10 protein-coding genes are annotated in these 11,472 nt (G+C 68.7%); 6 read left to right on the top strand and 4 right to left on the bottom strand.

The features are described 5' to 3' along the window. The first annotated feature begins 108 nt into the window (after positions 1-108). From AC1RS9_RS13485 to AC1RS9_RS13475, 3 genes are all read left to right on the top strand, one after another. A complete protein-coding gene (locus tag AC1RS9_RS13485) occupies positions 109-1,284 on the top strand; it encodes an acyl-CoA dehydrogenase family protein (RefSeq protein WP_492921844.1) in 1,176 nt (391 codons plus the stop codon). 35 nt (positions 1,285-1,319) lie between these two features. Then, positions 1,320-1,865 (top strand): MaoC family dehydratase, encoded by a 546-nt coding sequence (locus tag AC1RS9_RS13480; protein ID WP_241725097.1) that lies wholly within the window; start codon positions 1,320-1,322, stop codon positions 1,863-1,865. Between the two features lie 88 nt (positions 1,866-1,953). Continuing rightward, positions 1,954-2,787 (top strand): HpcH/HpaI aldolase/citrate lyase family protein, encoded by an 834-nt coding sequence (locus AC1RS9_RS13475; protein WP_474916828.1) that lies wholly within the window; start codon positions 1,954-1,956, stop codon positions 2,785-2,787. 84 nt (positions 2,788-2,871) lie between these two features. Here the strand turns inward: AC1RS9_RS13475 and AC1RS9_RS13470 are convergent, their stop codons facing one another. Both AC1RS9_RS13470 and AC1RS9_RS13465 read right to left on the bottom strand, forming a co-directional pair. After that, positions 2,872-4,686 carry an MFS transporter gene (locus tag AC1RS9_RS13470; RefSeq protein ID WP_474916827.1) on the bottom strand — a complete coding sequence of 605 codons (1,815 nt, stop codon included), beginning with the start codon at positions 4,684-4,686 and terminating at the stop codon, positions 2,872-2,874. 81 nt (positions 4,687-4,767) lie between these two features. After that, the gene (locus tag AC1RS9_RS13465; protein ID WP_006946146.1) at positions 4,768-5,481 is read right to left on the bottom strand and encodes an LppX_LprAFG lipoprotein; all 714 of its coding nucleotides are present in this window, start codon (positions 5,479-5,481) and stop codon (positions 4,768-4,770) included. A gap of 121 nt (positions 5,482-5,602) precedes the next feature. Here AC1RS9_RS13465 and AC1RS9_RS13460 point away from each other — a divergent pair, with 121 nt between their 5' ends. Next, positions 5,603-6,511 carry an alpha/beta fold hydrolase gene (locus AC1RS9_RS13460; protein WP_492921841.1) on the top strand — a complete coding sequence of 303 codons (909 nt, stop codon included), beginning with the start codon at positions 5,603-5,605 and terminating at the stop codon, positions 6,509-6,511. Between the two features lie 114 nt (positions 6,512-6,625). Here the strand turns inward: AC1RS9_RS13460 and AC1RS9_RS13455 are convergent, their stop codons facing one another. After that, the gene (locus AC1RS9_RS13455) at positions 6,626-7,507 is read right to left on the bottom strand and encodes a universal stress protein (protein WP_082740471.1); all 882 of its coding nucleotides are present in this window, start codon (positions 7,505-7,507) and stop codon (positions 6,626-6,628) included. 194 nt (positions 7,508-7,701) lie between these two features. Next, the gene (gene clpB / locus AC1RS9_RS13450) at positions 7,702-10,362 is read right to left on the bottom strand and encodes an ATP-dependent chaperone ClpB (protein WP_492921838.1); all 2,661 of its coding nucleotides are present in this window, start codon (positions 10,360-10,362) and stop codon (positions 7,702-7,704) included. A 272-nt stretch (positions 10,363-10,634) separates the two neighbouring features. On the opposite strand from clpB, the gene AC1RS9_RS13445 reads away from it, so the two are divergent. Together AC1RS9_RS13445 and AC1RS9_RS13440 are read left to right on the top strand one after the other, a co-directional pair. After that, positions 10,635-10,880: a hypothetical protein gene (locus tag AC1RS9_RS13445; protein WP_006946249.1), complete on the top strand. Its 246-nt coding sequence runs from the start codon at positions 10,635-10,637 to the stop codon at positions 10,878-10,880. Next, positions 10,877-11,347: a hypothetical protein gene (locus AC1RS9_RS13440; protein ID WP_074046447.1), complete on the top strand. Its 471-nt coding sequence runs from the start codon at positions 10,877-10,879 to the stop codon at positions 11,345-11,347. The genes AC1RS9_RS13445 and AC1RS9_RS13440 overlap by 4 nt, the downstream gene beginning before the upstream one ends. Positions 11,348-11,472: the final 125 nt, after the last annotated feature.

Raw genomic sequence — 11,472 nt, 5'->3', positions numbered from 1 at the left:
CCGCCGAGCCCTGACCCCCCGCCGAGCCTTGACCCTCTGCGTGCAAGTGCACCCGGGTTCACTTGCACGCAGAGGGGGTAGACGCCCACGCACCCGTAGGAGACCGCCATGACCGACTTCATCGCGCAGGGCAATCTGCCCGACGAGTACGCCGACCTCGCGAAGGGCGTGCGTGATTTCGCGCAGCGTGTCGTCGCGCCTGTGTCGGCCCAGCACGACAAGGACCACACGTTCCCCTACGAGGTCGTCTCCGGCATGGCCGAGATGGGCCTGTTCGGCATCCCGTTTCCCGAGGAGTTCGGTGGCGTGGGCGGCGACTACTTCGCCCTGTGCCTCGCGCTCGAAGAACTCGCGAAGGTCGACCAGAGCGTCGCCATCACCCTCGAGGCGGGCGTCGGGCTCGGCGCGATGCCGATCTACCGCTTCGGTTCGCAGGAGCAGAAGGAGCAGTGGCTACCGATGCTCGCCTCCGGTGAGGCGCTCGGCGGCTTCGGTCTGACGGAGGCCGGCGCCGGTTCTGACGCGTCCGGCACGCGCACGACGGCCAAGGAAGACGGCGACGAGTGGGTCATCAACGGTTCGAAGCAGTTCATCACCAACTCGGGCACCGACATCACGAAGCTCGTGACGGTGACGGCGGTGACGGGCGAGTCGCAGACGGCTGACGGGCGCGTCAAGAAGGAGATCTCGACGATCATCGTGCCGGCGAACACGCCAGGTTTCACGGCTGAGCCCGCCTACGACAAGGTCGGTTGGAATGCCTCCGACACGCATCCGCTGTCGTTCTCGGACGTACGCGTGCCGAAGGCGAACCTGCTCGGCGAACGCGGTCGCGGGTACGCGAACTTCCTGCGCATCCTCGACGAGGGCCGCATCGCCATCGCGGCGCTGGCGGCCGGGGCGGCGCAGGGATGCGTCGATGAATCGGTGAAGTACGCAAAGGAACGTCAGGCGTTCGGGCACGCGATCGGCGAGTACCAGGCCATTCAGTTCAAGATCGCCCGCATGGAGGCGCGGGCTCACACGGCGCGTTCGGCGTACTACAACGCCGCGGCACTCATGCTCGCCGGCAAGCCGTTCAAGAAGGCCGCGTCGATCGCGAAGATGGTCGCGTCGGAGGCCGCGATGGACAACGCCCGCGACGCCACGCAGATCCACGGCGGCTACGGCTTCATGAACGAGTACGTCGTCTCGCGTCACTACCGCGACTCGAAGATCCTCGAGATCGGCGAGGGCACCACCGAGGTGCAGCTCATGCTCATCGCCCGCGAACTGTCCTTGTGACCCCCGATGTTAGATCGACTCGACGAAAGGCCGTCATGCCCCTTCATGAAACACCCCAAGACGCCTCGAGCGACGACGCCGCTACCGGCCCCGAATCGGGCGAGCGACAGCCCAAGCGCATCACGCAGCGTGGACTGTGGTTCGAGGAGTTCGAGGTCGGCGCGATCTATGAGCACCGCCCCGGACGCACCGTCACCGAGGCCGACAACGTGCTGTTCACGACGCTGACGATGAATACTCAGGCCCTCCACCTCGACGCCGAGTACGGCGCGGGGACGGAATTCGGCGAGCGCCTCGTCAACTCGATGTTCACGCTCTCGACGCTCGTCGGGCTGTCGGTCGCCCAGCTGACGATGGGGACGATCGTCGCGAACCTCGGGTTCAGCGAGATCAGCTTTCCCAAGCCGATGCGCCACGGTGACACGATGTACGCCGAGACGCTGATCGAGGACAAGCGCGAGTCGAAGTCGCGCCCCGGCCAGGGCATCGTCACGCTGCGGCACGTCGCGAAGAACCAGCACGGTGACGTCGTCGCCGTCGCCGTCCGCCAGACGCTCGTGAAGTGCGCGCCGTCGGCCTGATGCACACCTGGTGACGGCTGGGGTGGATGGGGACGTTCAGACGTCACCATCCAGCCCAACCGTCACCGTCTACCGACCGGAGGAACTCATGGACACAAGCACCTCGTGGACGATGCCGGGGCCGGGCTGGCTCTTCTGCCCGGCGGACCGCCCGGAGCGCTACGCGAAGGCCGCTGCGGCGGCGGACGTCGTCATCCTCGATCTGGAGGACGCCGTGAACCCGGCGGACAAGCCCGCGGCACGTCAGGCCCTCATCGACGCATTCAATTGTGGCGGCGCACCGGACGTCGAGACGATCGTCGTGCGCGTCAACGCCGCGACGACGGACGAGTTCGCCGCCGACCTCGTCTGCCTGGAGCAGCTACCCGTCCGTCGCGTCATGCTCGCCAAGACCGAGACACGCGCCGACGTCGACGCGCTGCCAGACCACGACGTCATCGCCCTCATCGAATCTCCTCTGGGTGCCGTCAACGCCGCCGAGATCGCTGCCGCCCCGAACGTCGCCGGGTTCATGTGGGGCTCCGAGGACCTCACGGCGGGCCTCGGTGGGCACCGCAGTCGCCTGGCCGACGGGAGTTACCACCCGATCGTTCAGCAGGTGCGCGGGAACGTCCTGCTGGCCGCGAAGGCGCACGGCTGCTTCGCACTCGACTCCGTGTTCATGGACATCGGCAACCTCCTCGCCCTGCGCGCCGAGGCCGATGACGCCGTCGCCATCGGTTTCGACGCGAAGGTCGCCATTCACCCCAAGCAGGTCGCCACGATCCGCGACGCCTACGCCCCTACCGATGAGCAGATCGACTGGGCCACGCGCCTCATGGACGCGGCGAAGCACGAACGCGGCGTGTTCACGTTCGAGGGACAGATGGTCGACGGGCCGGTGTTCAAGCAGGCCGAGCAGATCCTGCGACGCGCGAACTGACCGCGCTACCGCGAAACGGGCCAGGACCCCGAGCATTGATGATTCGCTCGCCGAACACGGTCGCGGTGGTCGGCGAGCCTGCACTCAACTTTCGACGCGGCGTGAACCGATGACCCGGCGCCCCAGGAAGAAGAACGCCAGCACCGCCGCGACGAGCGCCGCGATTCCTGCGCCGACGAACACGGTGTGCACCTGCACGACGCCCGCGTCACGCACGGTCTGCTCGCTCGTATGAGCGGCCTTCTGCATCTCGACGCTGAACTGGTGCAGGCCGATCGCCGTCAGCAGTGCGAGGCCGACGACCATGCCCATCATGCGGCCGACGACGACGAGTGCCGACGTCACGCCGTGCGCGTCGTCGGGCGAGTCGGCGAGCGCCGCGTCGTTGACGGGCGCGATGACGAGGCCGATGCCGAGGCCCGCGACGGCGAGCACGAGCGTCGAGATGACGACGCCGCCGAGCGCGTCGCGCCCCCACGTACTCATCGCGAGGATCGCGGCCCCGGCCATGATGAGACCGGGAGCGGCGACGAGGGCCGGCCCCACGCGTCGCAGCAGGAACCCGCCGAGGAACGCCCCGATGGGCACGGCGACGAGAAAGCGCAGCAGGACGAACGCGGCCGCCGTCTGCGAGTCCGTCAGCGTCAGTCGCGCGAGGACCGGGATCTCGACGACGATCGCGACGAGCGCCGTGCCGACGAGGAACGACACCAGTAGCGCGACGGGCACCCGACCCGCCAGGACGCCGCGTTCGATGAGTGGTCGCCGCGCCGTGCGATGACGGATGCCGTACCCGACGAGCAGCACCGCCGCCACCGGCAGCAGCACGTATCCGGCGGGGCTGAGCACCTCCTTCGAGGTGTCGGCCGCGGCGAACGCCCACACGATGCAGGCGAGCGCGCCCGTCAGCAGCACGGCGCCGGGCAGGTCGACGGCGCGTAGCCGCGGCCACCAGATCCGTGCGGTCAGCGCGATGCCCAGCACGAGGACGCCGAGGCCACGCAATGCAATGGGGGTCGCCATGCGCGAGGTGTAGCCGTCGTACGGGACGAACGGCAGGCCGTAGTCGACGTCGGAGGTCAGCCGCTCCGGCGCCCACAGCGCGAGCAGGACGATGAGGGTTCCGACGAGCAACGCCAGCCACCCCAACCATCCGACGATGCGGGCCACGCGCCCGGGGCCTGACGACGCAGCAGCGACGCGGTGCGCGCCGTCGCCAGCCGCGGATGTCGACGCGCCGCGCCCGCCCACAGGCTCAACGCCGCCGCCCACGTCCGGCACCTGCGTGCTCGTCCGTCGCCCCAACACACCGATCATGACGGCGAGGACGACGGCCGCTGCAGCGTTGACCCAGAAGATCGCGCGCCACGACCACACGGCGAGGATCGCGGCGCCGAGCAGTGGGCCGAGCACCGACCCCACTTCCTGCACCGCCGACACCATCCCGAGCGCCGTGCCCCGTCGCCCGCGCGGCAGCAGATCTGCGACAAGGGCCAGCGTCGCGGGCACGAGCCCGCCACCACCGATGCCCTGGATGACGCGCCCGCCGACGATGACGGGCAGGTCGACGGCGAGCGCCGTGACGACGCTGCCGAGGCCGAACAGCACGAGGCACCACAGCAACACGCGTTGGCGCGAGACGAGGTCGGACAGCCGTCCGATGAGCGGCAGCACGGCGATGTAACCGAGCAGGAAGCCCGACACGATCGGCGTCGCCCGTTGCAGTTCGTCGAGGCCGAGGCCGACGCCCGCCATCATGTCCTGCAGCGCGAGGACGACGACGTACGTGTCGGCCGCCGTCAGCAGCACGGCGAGTGCCGCCGTCGCGAGCAGCGCCTTCGAACGGGTGGCGATCGCCGGAACGTCGGCGTCGGGCGCGGTGGCAGCGGTGAGCGTCATGGGTCGTCGAGGTCTCTCGCGTCGGGGGTCAGTCGGCGGCCGGGTGCGTCACGAGCAGGGGTGAATCACCGGCAGGCACGGTCACGGCTGCTTGATCTCGACCTTCTGGTCGTACTTGGAGATGTCGATCGTGTACGTCGCGTCGGCCGAGTCGAAGAACGGGCCCGTGATGATCATGGTGCGCACCTCGTCGGAGTCCGTGAGGCCGACCTCGACGGTGTAGTCGCCGCGCGTCTTGCCGAAACCCATCGCCTTCGCGGCGCTCGGGCCGTCGAGCGTGCCCTTGTACGTCGTCACCTTCTCGCCGCCGACGAGCTTCTCGCCCGAACGCTTCATGTCCTTGCTCATGAGCGGCATCGCCGGGATGCCACTCGTCGCGTTGAAAAGCGACGTCGGGGACGGCACACCGAGCGACTTGAGGTTCACCGTCAGGTACTTGGGCGAGAAGCTCGGCTTCACCCAGTTCTTGTCGCCGATGCTGATGATGCCGGCCTTGATCTCGTTGCCCTGCGTGCTCGCCGTCACGTCACCCTTGAACGCGGCGGGCGAGTTGACGACGTCGCCCTCCCCCGCCTTGAGCGCCGGTTCGTCCTTCGGCGCGGCCGAGCACGTCACCTTCGTGTGGTACCCGGACGTCTTGCCGATCTTGTCCTGCGCGGCCTTGAGACGCTTCGTCACGTCCTCGCCGCTGGAGGCGTTCGAATCGGACTTCTTCGCCGACGAGCACGCCGTCAGGGCGACGCTCGCGAGCGCTGCCGTCATGACGCTGCGGCGCGTGGGCATGTGGGAGGTCATGAGCTCACCTGTCCGTCGGGGGTCGTGAGCGGATGCTCACCTGTCGTTGTGACGCAGCCTATGCAATGCAGGTTCCGAAACGGGGCGGTTCACCGTCTCCGGGTGTGTTTGAGTGGGTCGCGTGAACCACGAATTCGCCCGCACCACCGTCACCGCCGCCGACGGCGCGCGCCTCGCCGTCTTCACCGCCGAGCCGGCCGATCTGGCGCCCGACGCGCCGACCGTCGTCATGTCCCACGGCTGGACACTGAGCCACCGCTCGTGGGAACCCGTTGCGCAGCGTCTGCTCGATCGCGGCGGCGTGCGAGTCGTGCTGTGGGATCAGCGCGGGCACGGCGACTCGACGTTCGCCGGTGGCCGCATGCGCCCCGGCGACGAGACCGTGCGCGCGCTCGGCGAGGACCTCGCGAGCATCGTCGCCGAGACGGCACCGGAGGGATCACCGGTCATCGTCGCGGGTCACTCGATGGGCGGGATGACGGTGATGGCGTTCGCCGGGCTGCACCCGGGGCTCCTGGGTGAGAAGGTCATCGGCGCGGTGCTCGTCTCGACGTCGTCAGGGCAGTTGCGCGGCTTCACCGTCCCCGGCGAGAAGTGGATCGTCAAGGCGCTCAAGCACGTTCCGCTCCGCCCGGGCCGTCTCGTCACCCTCGCCTCACAGCGCCGCGGCGGCTTCGGCATCGACCCGCGCGACGAAGACGTCCGGGCCGCGCGCGACCAGATCGCCGCCACGCGCATCTCGACGAGCGGCGCGTTCTACACCGCGCTCATGGCGCACGACGAACTCGCCGCGCTGGCCGCGCTGAGCAAGGTGCCCGTGCGCATCCTCGTCGGCTCGCGTGATCTGCTGACGCCGAAGCGCCACTCCATCGCTCTCGCCGAGGCCATGCCCGACGCTCACCTCGACATCGTGGACGGCCGGGGCCACATGCTGACGTACGAGGAGCCCGACCTCGTCACCGACGCCATCGGCGACGTCATCACGCAGGCCGGCGCGAACGATCAGGGCTCTGCCGTCACGTCCGCGTGACGCCGGGGCCATCGTGCGCCTGCCGCGGCCACGTCGGCGTCCCGCTCAGGACGCCTGAGCGCGGCGCCCCCGCGAAGGGGACGCCGCGCTCAGTCATGTGCGCGAGGTGGCGGCTCAAGCGTCGCGTCGCGGGACGACGATCATCGGCACGGGCAGCGACGAGAGCATGCGCGTCGCAGCGGAGCCGAGGAAGGTGCGTCGGTTCTGCGCGAGCCGGGACGAGCCGACGCACAGCGCCGTGCGCTCGTCCCAGTCGATCTTCTTGACGGCCTGCTTGAGCGAGCGGCCCTGACCGACGACGGTCGTGACCTCCGCGCGGTCACCGACGCGCTTGGCTGCGTCGGCGAGCACGCGCTCGGCCTCATCGAAGCCGTCGACGTGGAACTGCTTGTCCTGCTTGAGCGAGACGAGCGAGATGAGCTGCAGCGGCAGGCCGACGCGCTTGATCGCGTCTGCGGCCTCGATGGCGACCTGGTGCGCGCCGGGGCGCGGGCCGATGGCGGCGGACAGCGACGAGAGCGAGTCGAACTTCACCTTGCGGTAGTTGCGCGGCGCCATGGCGATCGGGACGGGGCTCGAGTGCAGCAGGCCGCCGACGATGGCGTTCGTCGCGACGGGCTGACCCGCGCCCGAACCGGCACCGATGACGATGGCCTGCGAGCCAAGCTGCTCGGCTGCGGCGAGGATGCCCTGCGTGATCGACTCGCCGTAGACGACGTGCGTCTCGACCTCGACGCCCTCGCCCACCGACTTCGCGGCCGTCTTCAGCCAGCCGGCCGCCTCGCGTCCGACCTCCTGCTCGAAGGTGCGGTCGCCCGCGGTGACGGTGAAACCGTTCGTCTGCTGGAAGACGACGTACACGATGTCGAGCTTCGCCTCGAAGGTGCGCGCGAGCACGGCGCCGAGCTTGAGGGCGTCCTCGGAACGCTTGTCCCCACCCCAGGCCACGAGGTAGCGCGTGCCAGGAGTCGTCACTGCAGGTGTGTTCTCTGTCATACGTCAAATCTACCTGCCCCGATGCCGTGCCATCAGCGCCGCGATACGAATGTGACCGAAACTCGCAAGGGTGGACGAAAATCGCAGAAGGGGACGGGAATCGCAGAGGGGACGCGCGAAACGGGCCGGACACCGTGATCGGTGTCCGGCCCGTTTCAGTGTGCGGTTCACTGCTCAGGCAGCTGTCGCGACGATCAGCTCTCGACGCCCGCGTCGGGCTCGACCCTCTCCGACACGATGCGCAGACCCGTCACCGGAGGCTCGACGCCCTCCGGTGCCGTGACGCCATCCGGCAGCTCCAGCGCCGCGCCATGTTCGACGTCAATCGTCACCTTCTCGCCGTCGAGCACCTCGCCGGCGAGGAGTGCACGAGCCAGACGGTCGCCGATCTCCTTCTGCACGAGGCGACGCAGCGGGCGCGCACCGTACGCCGGGTCGTACCCCGTCTCGGCGAGCCACTCGCGCGCGGCCGGCGTCACCTCGAGGGTGATGCGGCGATCGGCGAGCCGCTTGCTCAGCGACGCGACCTGCAGCTCGACGATGTGCGACAGCTCGTCCCGCGTCAGCGGGTCGAAGATGACGATCTCGTCGAGACGGTTGAGGAACTCGGGCTTGAACTGCGCGCGCACCGCACCCATGACGGCGCCATGCTTGGCCTCCGGCGCCATCGTCGGGTCGACGAGGAACTGGCTGCCCAGGTTCGACGTCATGACGAGGATGACGTTGCGGAAGTCGACCGTGCGGCCCTGCCCGTCCGTCAGGCGCCCGTCGTCGAGCACCTGCAGGAGGATGTCGAACGTCTCCGGGTGCGCCTTCTCGACCTCGTCGAGCAGCACGACCGAGTACGGGCGACGGCGCACGGCCTCGGTCAGCTGACCGCCCTCTTCGTACCCGACGTAGCCGGGGGGCGAACCGATGAGGCGCGCGACGGCGTGACGCTCGGAGTACTCCGACATGTCGATGCGCACCATGGCGCGCTCGTCGTCGAAGAGGAAGTCGGCGAGCGACTTCGCGAGCTCCGTCTTGCCCACACCCGTCGGGCCGAGGAACAGGAACGAACCGGTCGGACGATCGGGGTCGGCGATGCCGGAGCGCGAACGGCGCACGGCGTCACTGACAGCCTGGACCGCGGCCTTTTGACCGATGAGGCGCTCACCGAGGAAGTCCTCCATGCGCAGCAGCTTCTCGGTCTCGCCCTCGAGCAGACGCCCGGCGGGGATGCCGGTCCAGCTGGCGATGACCTCGGCGATGTCGTCGGCGGTCACCTCGTCGGAGACCATCGGCGCCTCGCCGCCGGCCTTCGAGGACGTCGCCTCGGCTGCCTGCGCCTCGTCGAGCTGCTTCTCAAGAGCCGGGATGTCGCCGTAGAGCAACTTCGAGGCGTTGCCGTAGTCACCTTCGCGCTGCAGCTTCTCGGCCTGCGTGCGCAGGTCGTCGATCTGGGCCTTGAGATCACCGACCTTGTTGAGGCTGGCCTTCTCGGCCTCCCAACGCGCCGTCAGCGCGGCGAGCTGCTCCTCGGTGTCGGCGCGGTCGGCCCGCAGCTTCGAGAGTCGGTCGCGCGAGGCCGGGTCGGTCTCGCTCTCGAGGTGCAGTTCTTCCATGTTCATGCGGTCGACGCTGCGGCGCAGCTGGTCGATCTCGACAGGGCTCGAGTCGATCTCCATGCGCAGACGCGACGCGGCCTCGTCGATGAGATCGATCGCCTTGTCGGGCAGCTTTCGGCTCGTGATGTAGCGGTCACTCAACGTCGCAGCGGCGACGAGCGCCTGGTCGGCGATGGCGACCTTGTGGTGCGCCTCGTAGCGCTCCTTGAGGCCGCGCAGGATCGCGATCGTGTCCTCGACGCTCGGCTCACCGACGAACACCTGCTGGAAACGACGCTCCAGCGCCGGGTCCTTCTCGATGTTCTCGCGGTACTCGTCGAGCGTCGTCGCACCGACGAGACGCAGCTCGCCGCGCGCGAGCATCGGCTTGAGCATGTTGCCGGCGTCCATCGACGAGTCGCCGCCGGCACCCGCGCCGACGACGGTGTGGATCTCGTCGATGAACGTGACGATCTCGCCGTCGGAGTTCTTGATCTCCTCGAGGACGGCCTTGAGGCGCTCCTCGAACTCGCCGCGGTACTTCGCACCGGCGACCATCGCGCCGAGGTCGAGGGAGATGAGGCGCTTGTCGCGCAGGCTCTCCGGCACGTCCCCGGCGACGATGCGCTGCGCGAGACCCTCGACGACGGCCGTCTTGCCGACGCCGGGCTCACCGATGAGGACGGGGTTGTTCTTCGTGCGGCGGCTCAGCACCTGCACGACGCGACGGATCTCGCTGTCGCGGCCGATGACGGGGTCGAGCTTGCCCTCACGGGCGAGGGCCGTCAGGTCGGTGCCGAACTTCTCGAGCGCCTCGAACGTGCCCTCGGGCTCGGCGGAGGTGACCTTGCGGCCACCGCGCGTCGCGGGGATCGCCTGTTCGATCGCCTCCGCGTTCAGCGTGGAGAACTTGCCCGTGCGAGCGAGCGCGAGCAGCAGGTGGTCGGTCGAGGTGAACGCATCCCCCATGGCGCTCATGTCGCTGCGCGCCTTCTCGAGCACGTTGAGCAGCTCACGGCTCATGCCGGGCTGGCCCACGCTTGCACCCGAGCTGCTCGGGAACGTGCGCAGGTCGGCCTCGGCCTGCGCGATGACTGCCTGCGGAGTGGTGCCCGTCGCCTCGAGCAGCGGGCCTGTGGTCGTGTCGGTCTGTTCCGCGAGCGCCTTGAGGAGGTGCGCGGGCTCGATCGAGGGGTTGCCGGCCGACTGCGCGGCCGTCACGGCGGCGGAGAGGGCCTCCTGCGCCTTCGTTGTCAGTTGAATATCCACTGCTGACTCCTTGTCGTTGAACGTCTTCTTGCTGCAATGCACGACGTTCGCTGACGGGCCCGGTGGCTCGACAGCGACCTCACCTTCAGTATGGCTGGTCGCGCATCTTCCTGTCAGGTACAACCGCAACAAAGTTGCGCGTATTCCACTCAACTCACGGGTACACACGAAGCTCATGAGTGTGTCCACACGGACGGCCCTCGTTTGATGACGGCGACCTCGAATGCACAACTGAGTGTGCTCAAAAAACGTTTCATCGCCTGGGGATCCACATGACCACACCCATCTCACGCCGTTCCGTCGCCCGCGGGGCCGCCGGGAGCATCCCCGCCGTCACCGTTGCGGGCGCTGCCCCCGTGATGGCGGCATCCACCTGTGGCGCCCCCACACCTCGTGTCAGCGGCGGCGTCATCTACGACTGGGGTGATGTCAGCGCACCGACGGCGAATCAATCGCTCAACGTCGGCGCCCCGACATGCGTCGACAACCTGCCCGCCGGCGTGACCGTTGCCAGGTGACCTACGACTACTGGCTCGGGCTGCGCAACGGCCAGACATCTTCCGGCCCTGGCATCTTCTGGGTCGGTGACACCACCTCCAACCGCCGGAGTTCCTGTGGCTCGTCCACCTGTTCCAACATGACCTACTCCTACGGCAGCGCGGGGTGGCAGCCGGTGACCAGCACCTCACGAAGCACGATCATCGCCCACCTCAATGGCACCCTCGCGAGCTGGAATCTTCACGTCGAGTGGCGCGCAGGAAGCGGGGCAGGCTCGTACAGCCTTGTCACGGGTACGACGTGCCGCAACTTCACCACCGGCCCTTCGGGTCGCTTCATCACGAACTACTCGAACGCCGTCGCCCCGCTCGGGTGCGGTGTGGCGCAGGGCGGACTCAGCTACGTACAGGACGTCACGGTCACGCTGCCCGACGGCACGACGCTGCCGCGCCAGGTCAAGTCGCTCGACGCATCGAACACGTGTTGACGACACCGCTGCGACGCCGAACGCACCGGCCGCTCCGACACCGCGGGCTGCACCTTCTTTCTCCGGGGCGGCCCGCGTCGTCGTGTCGGCCACCGGACACCGCGTCGCCGCGAGATTTCGGGGTT

Source organism: Dermacoccus sp. MPR-E5 (assembly GCF_058809565.1).
The sequence above is the reverse complement of the archived record's forward strand: the minus strand, read 5'-3'. Positions and strand labels throughout refer to the sequence as shown.